Source organism: Natroniella sp. ANB-PHB2 (genome assembly GCF_046097105.1).
In the GTDB taxonomy this organism is placed as follows: Bacteria; Bacillota; Halanaerobiia; order Halobacteroidales; family Halobacteroidaceae; genus Natroniella.
The window spans coordinates 741,909-759,495 of the sequence record NZ_CP175562.1; the positions used below are offsets into that span (position 1 = coordinate 741,909).

General features: G+C 31.1%; 17 protein-coding genes. 13 read left to right on the top strand and 4 right to left on the bottom strand.

Annotation, left to right across the window (positions count from 1 at the left end; genetic code table 11):
• Positions 1–86: 86 nt before the first annotated feature.
• A complete protein-coding gene (locus ACKF5P_RS03705) occupies positions 87–404 on the bottom strand; it encodes a YbjQ family protein (RefSeq protein ID WP_408956142.1) in 318 nt (105 codons plus the stop codon).
• A 237-nt stretch (positions 405–641) separates the two neighbouring features.
• Between ACKF5P_RS03705 and ACKF5P_RS03710 the strand changes: the two genes are divergently transcribed.
• The 5 genes from ACKF5P_RS03710 to ACKF5P_RS03730 all read left to right on the top strand — a co-directional run bounded on the left by ACKF5P_RS03710 (position 642) and on the right by ACKF5P_RS03730 (position 6,898).
• Positions 642–1,103, top strand: coding sequence for a MarR family winged helix-turn-helix transcriptional regulator (locus ACKF5P_RS03710; protein ID WP_408956143.1), 462 nt, complete (start codon positions 642–644; stop codon positions 1,101–1,103).
• A gap of 137 nt (positions 1,104–1,240) precedes the next feature.
• Positions 1,241–2,782: a cardiolipin synthase gene (gene cls, locus ACKF5P_RS03715; RefSeq protein WP_408956144.1), complete on the top strand. Its 1,542-nt coding sequence runs from the start codon at positions 1,241–1,243 to the stop codon at positions 2,780–2,782.
• Between the two features lie 87 nt (positions 2,783–2,869).
• Entirely contained in the window at positions 2,870–3,193 is a 324-nt protein-coding gene (locus tag ACKF5P_RS03720) for a hypothetical protein (protein WP_408956145.1), read from the top strand.
• A 137-nt stretch (positions 3,194–3,330) separates the two neighbouring features.
• Positions 3,331–4,746 (top strand): alkaline phosphatase, encoded by a 1,416-nt coding sequence (locus tag ACKF5P_RS03725; RefSeq protein WP_408956146.1) that lies wholly within the window; start codon positions 3,331–3,333, stop codon positions 4,744–4,746.
• Positions 4,747–4,987: 241 nt separating this feature from the next.
• Positions 4,988–6,898 carry a methyl-accepting chemotaxis protein gene (locus ACKF5P_RS03730; RefSeq protein ID WP_408956147.1) on the top strand — a complete coding sequence of 637 codons (1,911 nt, stop codon included), beginning with the start codon at positions 4,988–4,990 and terminating at the stop codon, positions 6,896–6,898.
• Between the two features lie 168 nt (positions 6,899–7,066).
• On the opposite strand, the gene ACKF5P_RS03735 is transcribed toward ACKF5P_RS03730, so the two are convergent.
• A complete protein-coding gene (locus ACKF5P_RS03735; protein WP_408956148.1) occupies positions 7,067–7,642 on the bottom strand; it encodes a class I SAM-dependent methyltransferase in 576 nt (191 codons plus the stop codon).
• Between the two features lie 193 nt (positions 7,643–7,835).
• Between ACKF5P_RS03735 and ACKF5P_RS03740 the strand changes: the two genes are divergently transcribed.
• The 4 genes from ACKF5P_RS03740 (at position 7,836) to ACKF5P_RS03755 (ending at position 9,966) form a co-directional block, all read left to right on the top strand.
• Positions 7,836–8,399, top strand: coding sequence for a TetR/AcrR family transcriptional regulator (locus ACKF5P_RS03740; protein WP_408956149.1), 564 nt, complete (start codon positions 7,836–7,838; stop codon positions 8,397–8,399).
• Between the two features lie 288 nt (positions 8,400–8,687).
• On the top strand, positions 8,688–8,810 hold the full coding sequence (locus tag ACKF5P_RS03745; protein WP_408956150.1) for a hypothetical protein: 123 nt from the start codon (positions 8,688–8,690) through the stop codon (positions 8,808–8,810).
• Positions 8,811–8,962: 152 nt separating this feature from the next.
• Positions 8,963–9,445 (top strand): permease, encoded by a 483-nt coding sequence (locus ACKF5P_RS03750; RefSeq protein ID WP_408956151.1) that lies wholly within the window; start codon positions 8,963–8,965, stop codon positions 9,443–9,445.
• Positions 9,442–9,966 (top strand): permease, encoded by a 525-nt coding sequence (locus tag ACKF5P_RS03755; protein WP_408956152.1) that lies wholly within the window; start codon positions 9,442–9,444, stop codon positions 9,964–9,966. Before ACKF5P_RS03750 ends, ACKF5P_RS03755 begins: the two co-directional genes overlap by 4 nt.
• Positions 9,967–10,059: 93 nt before the next feature.
• Here ACKF5P_RS03755 and ACKF5P_RS03760 read toward each other — a convergent pair whose 3' ends face one another.
• A complete protein-coding gene (locus ACKF5P_RS03760; protein WP_408956153.1) occupies positions 10,060–11,166 on the bottom strand; it encodes an HD-GYP domain-containing protein in 1,107 nt (368 codons plus the stop codon).
• Between the two features lie 288 nt (positions 11,167–11,454).
• Here ACKF5P_RS03760 and ACKF5P_RS03765 point away from each other — a divergent pair, with 288 nt between their 5' ends.
• A complete protein-coding gene (locus tag ACKF5P_RS03765) occupies positions 11,455–12,093 on the top strand; it encodes an alpha/beta hydrolase (protein ID WP_408956154.1) in 639 nt (212 codons plus the stop codon).
• 55 nt (positions 12,094–12,148) lie between these two features.
• Here ACKF5P_RS03765 and ACKF5P_RS03770 read toward each other — a convergent pair whose 3' ends face one another.
• Positions 12,149–12,598: a hypothetical protein gene (locus tag ACKF5P_RS03770; protein ID WP_408956155.1), complete on the bottom strand. Its 450-nt coding sequence runs from the start codon at positions 12,596–12,598 to the stop codon at positions 12,149–12,151.
• 266 nt (positions 12,599–12,864) lie between these two features.
• Here ACKF5P_RS03770 and ACKF5P_RS03775 point away from each other — a divergent pair, with 266 nt between their 5' ends.
• The 3 genes from ACKF5P_RS03775 to ACKF5P_RS03785 all read left to right on the top strand — a co-directional run bounded on the left by ACKF5P_RS03775 (position 12,865) and on the right by ACKF5P_RS03785 (position 17,335).
• Positions 12,865–13,485, top strand: coding sequence for an ABC transporter ATP-binding protein (locus ACKF5P_RS03775; protein ID WP_408956156.1), 621 nt, complete (start codon positions 12,865–12,867; stop codon positions 13,483–13,485).
• Positions 13,486–13,794: 309 nt separating this feature from the next.
• A complete protein-coding gene (locus tag ACKF5P_RS03780) occupies positions 13,795–15,171 on the top strand; it encodes a methyl-accepting chemotaxis protein (protein WP_408956157.1) in 1,377 nt (458 codons plus the stop codon).
• A gap of 538 nt (positions 15,172–15,709) precedes the next feature.
• Complete coding sequence (locus ACKF5P_RS03785) at positions 15,710–17,335, top strand: methyl-accepting chemotaxis protein (RefSeq protein WP_408956158.1); 1,626 nt, start codon at positions 15,710–15,712, stop codon at positions 17,333–17,335.
• Positions 17,336–17,587 lie beyond the last annotated feature (252 nt).

Consider the following 17,587-nt stretch of genomic DNA (forward strand, 5'->3'; position numbering starts at 1 on the left):
TTTAGGCTATACAAGTTAACAAAAAATGATTTTTAGTTAGAGCTTAAAAAAGAATTTAGTTGAGGGCAGGATTTAATTCAATCTTGTTATGACTTCAATTTTACAGCAGTTCCATAAGCTAAAATTTCTGCAGCTCCTTGCATAACTTGAGAAGTAGAAAAACGGACATTAACAATTGCATCAGCTTCCACTCTCTCAGCTTCTTTAATCATTCTCTCAACAGCTTCCTCTCTAGCTTCAGAGATCATTTTGGTATATCCTTTGACTTCACCACCAACCAAATTTTTTAATGAAGCTCCAATATCACTTCCGATATGTCTAGCTTTAATAGTGTTGCCTTTGACTAATCCTAAAGTTTCTTTGATTTCTTTATTTGCAACTACCTCTGTATTTGTAATTAACATAATACTTCCCTCCAAAAAGGATCAATTTGTTTATATTATATTCTATTTTAAATTTGATTACAAGATTTTTCTTTCTCATATTATGCAATTCAATAAAGTGGCTAACTACTTATTTTTATTTGTGATTTAGAAAGAATATTAGATTAAAGGCTTAGTTGCAAATGGAGTATTTTTGATTTATAATATTTATAACTACTAAATATTATAAATCAAAAATAAAGGAAGTGTTTACTAAAAGTGAGATCTAAGAGAAAAGTGAAGGAAATTGACAATCTTTTGAAAGATATTCATAAGTTTGTTTTTTTGCAGACCAAAGAAGAAGTTTTAAAGTTAGAATTAACCTCACCACGATTTCATATTTTATGGTTACTTGATAACTTACAACCTATAAATATGACTGGGTTAACTGATAAAGCTTATATGGCAAATAGTACTTTAACTGTAATTATAGATGCCTTGACCAAGGAAGGTCTAGTGAAGAGATACAGGAATTTAGAAGATAGAAGGGAAGTTTTATTAGAGGTTACATCTAAAGGGGAGAGTATATTAAAATCTATTGTAGAAGCTAGACAAAAATTTTTACTAGAATCATTAAAATTTCTAGATTCGAATGAACAAGATGAGTTAATTCAGCTTTTAACTCCAATCTCAGATTATATGAAAGAGTATTTTGAAAATGTTAAAGAGAAAGAAGATTAAAATAACATTTCTGCATAGAAGATAAGTCTTAATTAGAATCTATTAATTTTATATTTTAAAAGAGTGGCAAATAGAATAGCTTTAAGTTGAGATGTTGGCCCGAATCAGATTGACAATAACTTCAAGAGAGGATAAAAATGGAATTTATTAAAAAGTTTCTATTTCATAGGATTACATTCTTGACTATTGCGATATTATTACAGTTGCTAGTTTTAATAGGGGTAATTTTAAAATTTAATGATTACTTTGTTCTGTTCTATGGGGGAAGTATACTTGTCAGTATAATTGCAGTCTTAGGAATTATAAATAATCAGATGAACCCGATCTATAAGTTAGCATGGATTATACCTATATTATTATTTCCAATCTTTGGGGGATTATTTTATATCTTCTTTGGTGGAAAGAAGTTGGGTAAGCGTGCCAAAAATAAAATGACATCAATAAGAGATGAAATTAAGAATACAATACCACCTCAAGAGTCTATTTTAGAGGAGATAGAAGCAGAAGATAAAATTGCTGCTAATCAGTCGAGGTATATCCAAGATTATGCCTATTTTCCACCTCATCGTAATACAGTAACTGAATACCTTTCAACTGGAGAGATGAAATTTGAAAGGTTAAAGGAAGAATTAAAAGGAGCAAAAGAGTATATCTTTTTAGAGTATTTTATTATTGAAGAAGGTGAGATGTGGGATAGTATACTTGAAATATTAGTGGAAAAGGCAGCAAATGGTGTAGATGTTCGTGTTATATATGATGATGTAGGTTGTTTATTTACTTTGCCCTATAAGTATGATGAAAAGCTTGAAAAAATGGGAATTAAGTGTGCTGTTTTTAATCCTTTAACTCCTATACTCTCTCCTAAAATTAATAATCGAGATCACCGTAAAATTGCAATAATTGATGGGCACACAGCTTTTACAGGAGGTATTAATTTAGCAGATGAATATATAAACCGGATTGAAAAGTATGGACATTGGAAGGATTCTGCTATTATGCTTAAAGGAGAAGCGGTATGGAGTATGACTGTAATGTTCTTATCTATGTGGGATTATCTTAGAGGAATTGAAGAAAATTTAAAAGAGTTTAAGTATGATGAGAGTTTATTACAAATTAATTGCAAGGATGAAGATGGATATATTCAACCATTTGCAGATAGTCCACTAGATGATGAAACTGTTGGAGAGATAACCTATCTTAATTTAATTAATAAGGCTAAAAAGTATGTTTATATCACGACTCCTTATTTGATTATCGACCATGAAATGGTAACTGCATTATCATCAGCGGCTAAAGGAGGGGTTGATATTCGTATAATCACTCCTCATTATGCAGATAAATGGTATGTTCATGCAGTTACTAGATCTTATTATAAGATTCTTATTGAGAGCGGAGTAAGAATCTATGAGTATCTTCCAGGATTCATCCATTCAAAAAATTATATAGCAGATGATGAGTATGGCGTTGTCGGTACAATAAATATGGATTATAGGAGTTTATATTTACACTTTGAATGTGGTGTTTGGATGTATAAATGTAGTAGTGTCATTGATATGAAAAATGATTTTTTTGATACGCTAAAAGTCTGTAAGGAGATAACTATAGAAGATTTTGAAGATACTGAATGGTATAGATCGTTAGGGCGCTCAGTATTACGTGTGTTTGCTCCTTTAATGTGATCAGATTATGTAAATTAACTGCAAGTACCTTACTTTTGTTTGTTATAAAATAAAGATATAATTTATTCAGAAGGAGGAAAATAGAAGGTGGTAAAGAAAGAAAAAACAATTGAAATAGATCGGATTTATCATAGTAAAGATGTTGATCGAGCTGAAGTGATTTATCAATTGAGTAATGGAGTTAAAGTTATTAATCGCAGTAAAGAGATTATTAAAAAGCTGAATGTTGATAAATGGGAGGAAGTTAGTTTTGTTCCAGAAGGCTTTGAGGAAGTATCTAGAAATATTACGTCTCAGGAAGAAAGAGAATTAAAAAAATTTCTAGATCAATTTCAGACTAATAAGCAATCTGAGCAAGATAAGTGGCTGAAGAATATTTGGCAGAAGATAATTAATTTATTTAAAAGATAAGGTCTATGATAATATAATTTAATTTGAAATTTAAGTAAAGGTAATTTTCTCCTTGCTAAAAAAATCTTTTTTAAGAATAAATAATAGCAAAAAAGTTAATTTTAATATTAACAGACAGTAAGTAAGGAGGAAATAAAATGAAACGTAACTTTAAGATCTTATTTGTATTGTTGTTTATTTTTCTGTTAACAGCTTGTGCTCCACAAGAAACTCCTCCGCAAGAACAAGAGGAAGCAAGACCTAACAATGTAATCGTTATGATTGCTGATGGAATGGGAACAGGTCAAATGGAAGTTGCACGTTTGTTTGAACATGGTAGGGAGGGAGAATTATTTATGGAAACCCTTCCTCATGTAGCATTAGCTAGGACTTATTCAGCCGACTATGATGTTACTGATTCTGCTGCCGCGGGTACAGCACTTGCCAATGCAGCTAAGACTAATAATGGTATGGTTGGTGTTGGCCCGGATGGTGAGGAATTGGTAAGTGTATTGGATATTTTTAAAGAACAAGGCAAGACGGTTGGTGTTGTTTCTACGAATACTGTTACAGATGCTACACCAGCAGCTTATGTTGCTAAAACTGAAGCTCGAGGTAATCAAGCGGAGATAGCTCGACAGATTTATGAAAATGAATATCATATAGCCTTAGGTGGTGGAGAGAGATTTTTCCAACCAGAAGCACAAGATGGTGAAGACTTAATTGCTGCTTTTGAAGAGGAAGGTTATGAAATTCCTAGGGATAGACAAGAATTAGCGAGTATAGAACCTACTGCTGAGACAAGAATTTTGGGTCTCTTTCATCCTTCCTTTATGAATTATGTAGGAGATAGAGAGATCTTAGAAAGTGAAGAGCCTTCTCTTGTAGAGATGTCAAAAAAAGCAATCGAAACTGCTTCACAAAATGAAGATGGTTTCTTTTTAATGCTAGAGGGAGCAAGGGTAGACCATGCATCACATGCAGCAGACTTTGGTGGTATCTGGAGAGAGATGATTGACTTTGATGAAGCAGTAGAGTATGCTGTCAATTGGGCAGAAGAAAATGGAGATACATTAGTTATTGTCAAATCAGATCATGAAACGATGGGGATTGCTGCATCAGAAGTTATGGATGTCGAAAGCTTCAAAGAGATTGTTGTATCGCCTGAATATATGGCCCAACAGCTGGAGATAGATGAAGAAACGAACAATTATACTGAGGAAAGTATTAGAGAAGTCCTCTCTGAATATGCCAATATTGAGCTTAGTGATGAAGAGGTAGAAGAGTTTCAAGATAATGTTTGGGATGGAAATGATCCAGAGGGAAGACTCGTTGCTGAGCATATAGTTGGATGGGAAATTGGAAGTATTATTGCTTATTATTATGATGGAGGGGTAATGCACCGGAAGACTAGAGCAAGAAGTGACAGTACTGGAGGACATACTGCTAATACTGTTCCGGTTTTTGCCTATGGTATAGGAGCAGATAATTTTGATGGAATGTTAGATAATACTGAAATACCAAAAATGATTGCTGACATATTCGGTTTTGAATATCAAGTTCAACAGAATTAGTAAGAGTGGGCCTTCTAGTTTAAACTAGAAGGCCTTTTAAATTGTTAACAAAAAAATTAAGTGATTTAAGATAAGATTATAAGTAAGATAATTTTTATACTTAACATGAAGGATAATAAAGGATAATATAGAAGATAGTTTATAAGTGTAGATAAAAATTATTTTTTTGTAAATTATTAGACAAGCTAATTGTTAGGTTAAATTATAAGATTAGTCAATAGAGATTAAGGGGGGGAGAACTATGTTTAGTAATATTAATTTGAAAAATCAGATTATGGGTTGTTTTTTATTAATGTTAGTAATGAATATTGGGCTTAGTCTTTATTTATTATTCATAAGACATCGTTTTCAGTTGAGCAATTTAGAAACAAGAGCTTTCTTTTTAATTAGCCTAGCTTCATTGGTCATAGGTTTAGGTTTAGTAAGGTTAATTAATAGTCGGATAAATAATTTTTTGAATCAAACTAAGGCGAACAATGAAAACTTTCAAGCAAAAGTTAAGAATTCAACAGATATGGCTCATAAGATGGCAGATAATAGTAGTGATTTGCAAGGGCAGATTAAGGACTGCTTTTCAAGTATTAGGCAACTCAATCAAGCTAATAACGAGGGGAGTGAAGCAGTTAAAGAAGTAGTAACTACAATGCAAGGCTCGGCCAATGCTGTTGAAGAGATGGCAAGCACAGCCCAAGAGATGGCAGATAATAGTAATGAGTTGCAAGAGCAGATTAATGGCTGTTTTTCAAGTGTTAAACAACTCAATCAAGCTAATAATGAGAGGAATGAAGCGGCTAAAGAAGTATTAACTACAATGCAAGGCTCGGCCAATGCCGTTGAAGAGATGGCAAGCACGGCCCAAGAGATGGCAGATAATAGTAATGAGTTACAAGAACAGATCAATGAGTGTTTTTCTAGTATTAGACAACTCAATCAAGCCAACAATGAAGGCAATAAAGCAGTTAAAGAAGTAATAACTACAATGGAAGAATCATCTGATGCAGTTGGAGAAATAGCACAAGAGATTGAAGAAGTAGCTACTGTCGTTGAAGATTTAGCGGGTAATGCTGAAAATGTACAGAGTGGAGCTGAAAGTTGTCTGCGAGAAATGGAAAGTACTAATAATTTAATTAAGCAGGGTAGCAATATTGTAGATGAATCGATAGCAGCAACTAACAGTTTACAAAATAAAGTTGACAAAGTTGATATAATTTCAGAATCGATCAAAGAAATAACTAAGCAGACTAATTTATTGTCATTGAATGCAGCAATTGAAGCAGCTAGAGCAGGAGAATATGGCAAAGGCTTTGCAGTTGTAGCTGAAGAAATAAGACAGTTAGCAGTGAAAAGTAATGATTCTACAATTGAAATTCAAAATATTTTGAAAGAAATAAAAGATGAAGTTGATACGGTTCGTAATCTATTAAATAATAACTCAAACAAAAATAATACTGTTAATCAAGTCTTTAAAGAGATTTTGGATAGTTCTGATGAAGTATATTCTTTAATGACAAGTATGGTTGACTTATCTAATGACCAGACTGCTCAAACTCAAGAGACAAGTGCTTCTGTTGAGGAAATCTCAGCAAATTCAGAAGAAGTTGCAGGTCAAGCAGAGGAAGTACTCAGCCATATAGAAGAAATATCTGAACAATTTGATGAAACGGTTGAAGCTAGTAATCAATTAGATGAATTAATCGATGCTATTGAAGGTACTAATAGTCAGTTCAGTGCAGCCATTGAAGAACAAGCAGCAAATTCAGAGGAAGTTTCAGCTCAGATAGAGGAAGTGCTTATCTATATGGAAGAGATAGCTGAACAATTTGATGAGACGGTTGAAACCAGTAATCAATTAGATGAATTAATCGATGCCATTGAAGGTAGTAATAATGAACTCGGTGCAGCTACTCAGGAACAAGCGGCAAACTCAGAAGAAGTTTCGGCTCAAGTAGAAGAAGTACTCAGCTATATGGAGGAGATATCTGAACAATTTGATGAGACAGTTGAAGCAAGTAATGAGTTGGATGAAGTTATTGATTCAATTGAAGATACCAATAATCAATTCAGTGCAGATATTCAAAAACAGACTACAAATGCAGAAGGAACTTTAAGAATGCTAAACAAATTAACAAGTCAACTGGAATTGCTTGGTTAGGGTATAAATTCTGTTTGGTTATAGGTGTTTTTTATTCTCAGTTGAGATAAATTAATCAATTACAGGCTAAAGTTAATTTTTTAGTAGAAGAGTTAAATAACAAAAAGGGATGACTTAAGTCATCCCTTTTTGTTATTTATAAGCTTTACTTATCAGGAATTCATTTCATTAGATCTTTTTAGCTATTATACCATATTGTTGATTATTTAAACTTATATTTTTAATTACATTTAAAGAATGGTTATCAAGGGTATTAAGTAATTCCTGTTGAGAAATTCGATCTTTTAGTGGAGGGCCAATTGTATTTTCTTTCTTTTTAAAATCAATAATTGCTAATTTACCTTCTATTTTTAATTTTTTAAGGTAATTAGCTAAAAATCTATCTTGATCATCGATTTCATGAATTACATTTGAAATTAAGATGAAGTCAATAGAATTGTTAGGAATATTAGCCTGATATTCTTCTCCATTAACTAATTTAATATTAGTTAGACCTTGCTTTGTTACTCTCTTTTCTAATTCATTTAGCATCTGCTTTGAAGTATCAACACCATAAATGGTAGCTTCTTCAGTTATTAATTTGGCAGCTGGAATAGTAAAGTAGCCGATACCACAGCCAATGTCAGCTACATCATCTCCTTTTTCTAAGAGTAATTTTTTTAAAGTTTCTTTAGCTGGTAGTAACTTCTTTCGCTCTTCACTCTCTAATTTGTGCATCTGCTTTGGATCAAATTTATGGGGCATCAGTTACCTCCTTTCTTTGTTACTTATTATATACTTAACTAATAATTTAGATTTTCCTTTTATAATGCACATTGTTATTGGAAAAGATAAATTCATAGCTAATGTGATCTATATTACAGAAGTTTATGGAATAGGCTAGTAAAATATAACTGAATGAACTATCATTCAGTTTAAAAGGTTAGGGGGGTTAAAGATGAGCAAAAGAGAATTGGTTAGACAGAGTGCAATTGAGCTGTTTGTTCAGGAGGGCTATTATAATACAACAGTAAAGATGATTTCAGAAGGAGCAGGAGTTGCAGTAGGGACTGTTTATAATTATTTTGCTAATAAAAAAGAAATCTTGGAGTATATTTTTGAAGTTGAATTGACAAAGAGAGTTAGATTTTTAGAAGAGTTGAAGAATAAAGATGTTTCTTTTCAACAGAAAGTAATAATCTTTTTAAATAAACATTTTAGTGAATTAGAGGCTAATCCTACTACTACAACTGTTTTAACGCAAGAATGTAGATTACCAAGCAAAAATAATTTACAGACAGTAGAGAAGTTTATGAACCAAATACCTGATTTAATTGCTCAATTACTAGAGCAAGCAGAAGAGAAGGGGGAGATTAGAGAGGTAAATAGTAAATTGGTAGCTAATATTATTTTTAATTCATTACATGGAATGGCTGTTAAAGTATCTAGAAGTGAAAAATATAATTTTGCTCAGGCTAAAAAAGAATTGATCAACTTATATTGGCTTGGTTTAAAGAAGTGATTACAGGTATATATATATGTATTATCAATGAATGAATGTTCATTCATTATGGAGAGGAGAGTTTCAAATGACCAAAAGCATTTGGAGAGTGATCAGTCAAGCTGGATTTTTAACATAGGATCTGTCCTCGTTGTTGGTTGAGCAGATGTAACAGCAGAAGAGTTGGAAGAGGTATTAGAAGAGTCCCATCAGCGTTGTTTGGTAATGAATACGTTGGATCCTAAGAGTGAGATCAAGACTGATTTTGTAATTAAATAAAAGGAGGAGTTAAAAATTGAAATTATTAAGATGGATCAGATTGAGGGTAAGAAGAATAAGCGTGGTGTAGTAGCTAAGAAGATTCTGAAAAATGATGATGTGCAGATTATGAATTTGGTTTTAGAGCCTGGTGATGTAGTTGATGAGCCTTGAGGCAGATCAAAATCAAAAATTTGTGGTTTTAAATGTTAAAACTCCTAGTTTATAAGCTAAGAGTAAATATAAGCTTCTTTTAAAAGGAGTTTATATCTTTTAGATTAGTTGTGAGAAAGTAGAGTAAATTTTGGTAACGGAAAGGAGATACTATGTTATATACAAGTTCAATTTTATTGATCGTCATTTTATTTTTACTTGATCGAGAGAAGACTGTTAAGGGGTTAAAGATAGGGCTAAAAAAATTACTTAAGAACTTACCAGTCTTTTTAAATATGATAATTTTAGTAGCAATTTCACTCTATTTTATTTCTGATGAATTGATTATTGCTTATTTAGGAGAGGGTAATTATTTATTTAGCTTAGTTTTTGCTATCTTAGTAGGAAGTATTTCTTTTATGCCAGGTTTTGTTGCGTTTCCTCTGGCAGGTGTTTTAGCTACTAAAGGGGTTAATTATACTGTATTGGCTGCCTTTACTACAACGATGATGATGGTTGGAGTAGTGACTTATCCAATAGAAAAAGAGTTTTTTGGACACAAGGTGACTATCATTAGAAACTTGATTGGTTTAGCAATAGCATTGATTGTTTCTATAATAATAGGTTTAGTTTATGGAGAGGTGGGGTTAGTATGAGTAGAGTGAGAAGGTATTGGTTTGTAATGATATTTATTATTTTTATTGTAATTAGCTTTGGATTTGATTATCAGGTTGGTACAGGAATTTATAATAATTTTGTTGATTTTGCAATAACGATGGTCAAGTTTGTTCCTTTAGTATTTTTATTAATTGGACTTTTTGAAGTTTGGGTTGATCGAGAGACTATTGAAAGTTATTTAGGAGATCAATCAGGAGCATTAGCTTTCTTATGGGCAATTTTATTAGCTGAAACTGCTGTGGGTGGATTATATGTAGCTTTTCCAGTTGCTCATAGCTTATATAATAAAGGAGCTAGGTTAGCTATAATCTTTACCTATATTGGAGCGGCAGCAGTGGTTAGAGTGCCGATGACCTTATTTGAGGCTTCTTTTTTAGGAGCTAAATTTTCTTTAATTAGAATTTTAGTATCGATGCCACTGGTAATTTTAAGTAGTATAGCTTTAGAAAGATATTTACAGAAGGAAAATTATGAGATTAGTTCGGTTCAAAAGACTTGAATTAGTAAAATAGAGTGGAGTAAGATGCAAAGAAGTTTATAAAATAGTTGTTCAGCGAGTAGAACATCAGCCTTAGACTATGATTTTGTTTATTTAGATAACCTCTTCAACGTTATAGTCAGTAAGTTCTTTTTCTAAATTAACTAGCAAAGGTTTATCAATTTTTCTATTATTAATTTTTAGAATTTGAACCAATGGCTTTGTAATATCATTATTAATTTCTATTACTATTCCTTCTAATAGCAGGCTATTAGTTTTATTATATAATCGTACTCTACTACCTGAGGGAAATGGAACTAAATAATTTAAAACTTTTTTGATAATTTCATTATCCAATTGATTATTTTTTGTCATAGAAGTTAAATGCTTGATAATTTCTTTGTTTTTTAAAGCATTACGATAGCTTCTATTATTCTGTAAAGCATCAAAGATATCTGCTATGGTTACTATTCTAGAAAAGGGATGAATATCTTCTTTAGATAAGCCTAAAGGATAACCAGATCCATCACATTTTTCATGATGCTGATGGGCGATTATAGCAGAAATTTCAGGTATATTAGGAGATGAAATTAGAGTTTGATAACTATAAGCGGAATGTTCTTTTACCTTTTCAAACTCTTTGTCACTTAACTTTCCTTTCTTATTTAATATTTCAGAAGGAATTTTTATTTTTCCAATATCGTGTAAAAAAGCTCCTAAACCTAACGGCCTTAATTCTTTTTTATGATAATTTAAAATTTTGGCAATTATAAGTGATAAAATTGTTACATTGGTAGAATGAAAGAATAATTCATCATCTAGTTTTCTAATATCTCGTAAGTTGACAAGTAAGTTTTCATTATTAAAAATATCATTCAGTAGTTCATCGATTATATCAAGAAGTTCTTCTTGGTTGAATAATTTTTTTTCTTTTTTAGATTTATTAATAGAGATATTTTCTGTATTGAAGGCAGTTATATATTTTTTAGCAGTAGTTACTGCTAATTTTTTTGTACTTTCTTTGACTAGGCGTTTTGGTTTAATATTTTTGGTTAGATTGGTCTTAACATAAACATGTGTGATTCCGTAACCTTTTAATTTTTTTATAATATCTTTTGTTAATAGTGATCCTTCTTTCAGTAATATATTCCCATTAGACGAATATATATCTTTTGCTAAAACACTACCTTCTTCTATGCTACTCAGTTTGGTTAGAATCATTAGTAAATCCCCCCAAAAAAAATATATTATTCACCTCTAATATCAGCCTGATTATAAAATGCATTAAATTTATGTTCTATGCTTTTAATTCTCGATTTAAAGTTAATCTCCTGTGAAAATATTAGCAAAAATTACTTTTTTAGTTTAAATTAAATGGTGAGAAAGGAGGATATAGAAGAAACAAGATGTAATTAGTAATAAGGCTAACTTTTTGTAGAATAAGGTATAAGCTAGTAATTTATTAGTAAAGGACTTGATTTAAGAGAAAGTGGGGTTATAGAAGTTATTATGAACGAAAAGGTAATCTTAGTCCATGGATATAATAAAGACAAAAGTGATATGTCAGTTTTAAAGAGTAATTTAGAGAAGGAAGGTTACCAAGGTATTTTAGTCGATCTTCCATTGAGATTTGAAGAGGTCAAGGCTGCTACTAAGATCTTTGCCAAAAAGATTAAAAAGATTATTATTAATTTAGAAAGAGAGGAAGAGCTCAACTTTGTTGGGCATAGTACCGGTGGATTGGTTATTAGAAATTTCTTAGACAATAGAAAGTTAAGGTTTAAGTTAGGAAGGGTTGTCTTGATTGCTACGCCAAACCAAGGGAGTCGCTTAGCAGAGATTGCTTCAATAATAAAGCCTTTTACCTATTTATTTAAGACGCTAGATTCATTACAACCTGCAAGGATAAAAGAGTTAGGATTATCTTCTTTTAAAGGGGTTGAAGTAGGAGCAATAGCAGGAAATAAGAACAATCTCTTCCTTGGCACACTATTAAAGGAAGAAAATGATGGTCGGGTTAGAGTCGATTCTGTTAGATATGAAGGGTTGAGTGATTTTATAATTTTACCGTATGGGCATAAAGAGATTCATCATCAAGGTAAAACAGCCAAGGTGGCTGCTGACTTTTTAAGAGAAGGAAAATTTTAAAGAGTAATTAATTCAATAAGAAGCCTTTTGTTTAAGAGGTATAGAAAATATAGTTTTAAAATACTTGATCGCCATATTTTTTTAGGAGTAAAGCGATAAGTACACCTAAAAGTAAGTGATTGAATAGAAACGATAAACTACCGGCAACTGAATTTGGATCTATTCTACTGATACCTGTTCTTACTGCTAATGTGAATATAGATATCCAGGCAAAACCTCCAATTAACAACCCTTTCAATAAATAATTTTTAAAGCCTACATATAAAAAGAAATATACAGCAAAAATACTGACCATAGTTGCGAGCATATAATCTGTAAAACCTCCTACTATTATACCATAGGATTTAGCTTCTTCGATTGATAGATATGCAGATGCAGCAAATTGCCAAATATGATAATCCTGTAATCCGATAAAATAACTTATAAACCCTACAATATTTCTAATTATATTGGCTATTATACCTGCAAAGATGCCAAGTGTAATTTCATCTTCAATAATAATCAAAATTTCCCCTCCTAATTAAGAGTATTATAAAGCTGAAGTAGGAGAATTAGAGTATATGGAATCAATTAAACAAATAAATTATAATATTAGTAGTTTAAGCAATATTAATATTTGGTATTCAAATTAAAGAGAAGATCATCTCAATTATAGCTGAAAATATTTAAAGAAATTATTATTATTGAAGAGGCTGAAATAATGACCTTTGTTGATAAGATTTTAGATTTAATTAGGAATGGAATTAAGAATAATTAAGAGGAGGAAGGAAAATGGCTCTATTAGAACTGAAAGAGGTAGAAAAGATTTATCGGCAAGGTAAAGTTGAAGTGCCTGCTTTAAGGGGAGTAGATCTGTTGATAGATAAGGGTGAGTTTAGTTCAATAGCAGGGCCTTCTGGTTCAGGAAAGACGACACTTTTAAATATGATTGGTTGTCTTGACCAACCTACTAAGGGTGAGATTTATCTAGAGGGGGAGAAGATCAGTCAGTTAGATAAGAATCAACTTGCTTTATTGAGACGTAAGAATTTAGGGTTTATCTTTCAAGGTTATAATTTGATTCCTGTTTTGAGTGTTTATGAAAATGTGGAGTTTGCTCTACAATTATTAAAGGATATGAATAGTAAAGAAATGAAAGATAAGGTGATGGAGATTTTAGCAGCGGTTGGCTTAGCAGAGATGGCTGATCGCAAACCTAATGAGTTGTCAGGAGGCCAAAAGCAGAGGGTTGCCATTGCTAGAGCATTAGTCAAGGAACCAAAGATTGTACTGGCGGATGAACCAACGGCTAATCTTGATTCTGAAACCAGCACCGATGTATTGGAGGTAATGGTGGAGATGAATCAAAAATTAGAGACTACTTTTATCTTTTCAACCCATGATCCGTTTTAATAGAATCTTATTTTCTTAATTTTGGTGGTTTTGTTATACTAGTTTTAATTTTAGTAGCAGGTTTTTATGAAAAGATATTTTGATGATAAAAATCACTTTAAGGCTAAAAATGTCGAACTTTCAGTGAAAAAGGTAATTTTTACGTTTGGAAAAAAGGATAAATTGAAGCTAATATAGAAAGTAATATATAAGTTTAATGAAAAAACAACTCCTTAAATTGGGAATGAAGATATAAATTAAAATTTATTTTATTAAATTATTAGATCAGCTAACGAATTAGTTAAACTATATTATACGAGGAGGTATTTAATGAAGAATACCGCTATTTTAGATCATGAAATTAAAGTTAATAAGGTCTTAAGTTTGGTCTTGCCAGGAGTAAATTTCTTCTTCTTTTTATTTTTCTATTTTTTTGGGGGATTAGATTTTTCTATTAGTTCTATCATGTTAGTAAGTTCTTTTCTTTTCTTTTTAATCAGGTTTTTAGATGGTACAAAGTATTCTTATTTAAGTAAGTACCTTTATACTATCGGGTTTTCATTTTTATTAGTTTTTTTAATGTCTTTTTTAGGAGTTAACAATCAAGGTGTTCCTTTTGCTTTATTTATGGGGTTGATTAGTGCTACAATATATTATAATAAAAGGTTGATTATAGCATATGCATTATCTTCAATAATATTTAATTTAATTGGTTATAATCTCTTTCAAGGGGCATATATAAGTAATTATAGTAGTATTATTATTTTGAGTATATTAGTAACATTTATTTTTTCTTCGTGTATTGCTTATTTTCTTGTTAAAGAAGGAAATAAATTAATCACTAAATCTGAGAAGAGTAAATTAGATGCAAAAAGATCAGAAGGTGATTTAAGAAAAGTACTTAAAGAAGTAAAGGGAGTTATTAATGAGATATCAGCTTATAGTGAAGAATTATCAGCATCAGCTGAAGAAGGAAATGCCACTATAGAAACTACTAATAATTTGATTCAAAGTATCTCATCAGGCATTCAACAGATTTCAGCTGGTGCTGAAGAAGTAGCGAGTTTTTCTCAAGAAACTACTTCACAGACTGATATAGGTAGTCAAAATATTGATACTACAGTAAATAGCATTGAAGAAATAAATCAAGCTGTTAATGAGACTGTAGAAGTTATCAATGAATTAGATCAAAATTCAAAAGAGATAGAGCAGATAGTTGAATTGATTACCAATATAGCAGAACAGACCAATCTATTAGCTTTAAATGCAGCTATTGAAGCTGCTAGGGCAGGTTCTAGTACAGAAGGTGGGCAAGGTTTTGCTGTTGTAGCAGAAGAGATCAGACAGTTAGCAAGTGAGACTGCTGAAGCAGCAGATGAAATTGCTAATTTAGTTGTAAAAACACAGAAACAGTCTAAAAAAGGAATTGATAAAGTTAAAGATGTGGAAATAAAAGCTGAGGAAGGTCAAAGGATTGCTGAAAAGACTGGAGAAGTATTTGATGAAATTAAAAGTTCAGTAGAGGAAACATCAATTCAGATAGAACAGACTGCTAGTGCAACTAATGAGTTGGCCCAAGATAGTGATGAGATAAGAAGTGCAACAGATGATGTAAATAATATGTCTGATGAAATTTCTAATTCAGCACAAGAGTTAGCAGAAATGGCACAAAAATTACAAAGGTTAGTGGAACAGTTTGATGTATAAATTTTGATAGTAAGCAAATAAATATTTATAAGTTTTTTTAAGAGTTTTTGGCCGTTTTCTTGATATTTGTAATAAGACAAAATAGCCTTTTTATGTAGAGAAAAGAAGTTTTTGGGGTTTATGATTACAGGCGATTCAATATATGATGATAGCAATGTGATTGGTGTTTTGAATATGCTATTGATATAATTGAGAAGGTAGCTATGGAATAAATTATGGCTAATGTTTAAGAATTTAGTGGAATGGCAGAAAAATTAAATAATATGGCTGGTAAATTATTTTCTAAATAAACTTAGAGATTAAGAAGATAGTTTGTCTGTCTGGTAAGTAATAGAATTTAATTATCTAGAAAGATAAGAAATAAAAGGGATCTGGGTTCAGATCCCTTTTAAAATACCAAAACAACTATAAAATCGACAAATCTAGTTAAAAAACTACTTTTTGAGTGTGGACCCAAGGATAAATAAAGAGTAATATAGATGTTAATTATAATTTTGAAAGTAGGATTAAAATTAATAAAATGAAAGGAGAACTGATAATGAATAAAGAAAGAACTAGGATATTATTTTTTCTATTATTAGGGTTTTTATTTCCTCCAGTAGTGTGGAATTTTATTATGTGGTTTTTTCAAATAGTTAATAGTGAAGAATTGATTAGTTTGGCTTTAGTTCCTACACAAGGGATATTTGCAATTGGATATATTTCATTTATTATCTTATATGCTAATAAAAACTTAAAAAAGATAGAAGAATATGAACAAGGGCAGGAAAATTTGGAGGAGATACAAAAAATAATTTCTTCTTTTCCTAAATTTTATATAGTTAATATTATTATTTATTGTATAATCGGACCCAATTCAGGAATGTTAATGGTAGATTTTTTAGCTAGGACTGAATATATATATGGGTTGTTATTAGGAGTAGCTCTTATTTTATTGTTTAGTTTACCATTTTTCAATTTAGTAATTTATTTTTTTCAAAGATATGTTTCAGAAATTCCATTATCTAATAATAACAAGTTTTTATCATTGAAGGTTAAATTAGGAATTAATATTATCGTTACGGTAATTGGAGTATTATCTTTATTTAGTTTATTTAATCTTGTTGTATTTAGTCTTAATTTACAATTAGATTACCGAGAATTATTATTTAAAAATATATTTTTAATATTAATCAGCTTAGTTATATCTTTGATTAACTTTACTACATTATCTAAACAGATTATCAAGCCTATAACTGCCGTGATTTCCCAAGGGCAACAAGGCGATTTTACTAAAAAGCTATCATTTTTTGTTAGAGATGAAATAGGAGAGTTGATTGCTACTTTTAATTTGATCATTGGGAATTTTCAAGGGTTAATCTCTGAAATAAATAGTATAGTTGAAAATTTATCAGCTTATAGTGAAGAGTTGTCAGCATCAGCTGAAGAAGGAAATGCTACTATAGAAACTACTAATGATTTGATTCAAAGTATCTCATCAAGCATTCAGCAGATTTCAGCTAGTGCTGAAGAAGTAGCGAGTTTTTCTCAAGAAACTACTTCACAGACTAATATAGGTAGTCAAAATATTGAGACTACAGTAAATAGCATTGAAGAAATAAATCAAGCAGTTAATGAAACTGTGGGAGTTATCAATGAATTGGATCAAAATTCAAAAGAGATAGAGCAGATAGTTGAATTGATTACCAATATAGCAGAACAGACTAATCTATTGGCCTTAAATGCAGCTATTGAAGCTGCTAGGGCAGGTTCTAATACAGAAGGTGGGCAAGGTTTTGCTGTTGTAGCAGAAGAGATCAGACAGCTAGCAAGTGAAACTGCTGAGGCAACTGATGAAATTGCTAGGCTGGTTATAAGAACTCAAAAGCAATCTCAAGCAGGAATAAAGAAGATTAGAGAGGTGGCAGAAAAGACTAAACAAGGTCAAGAAATTGTAGAAAAGACCGGAGGTGTATTTGCACAAATTAAGAGCTCAATCCAGGAAACATCAATTCAGATAGAACAGACTGCTAGTGCAACTAATGAGTTGGCCCAAGATAGTGATGAGATAAGAAGTGCAACAGATGATGTAAATAATATGTCTGATGAAATTTCTAATTCAGCACAAGAGTTAGCAGAAATGGCACAAAAATTACAAAGGTTAGTGAAACAGTTTGATGTATAAATTTTGATAGACCAGTAATATTGCAGAAGAACTTAAATTAAGTCATGAAGTAGTTGATCTTCTTTAAACTTTATTTATAAAAGCTTAGTGAGGAGTGGAATGAAGATGTAGTTATTATAGAAGCTGGAAATTATATTACTTATGATGATTTAGCTATATCATAGTGGATAGGTGTAAAAAGCTAAAAAAGATGAACTATAAAAACCTCTTAGGATTGATGACTAGGAGGTTTTATTAATTATATTGTCTTAC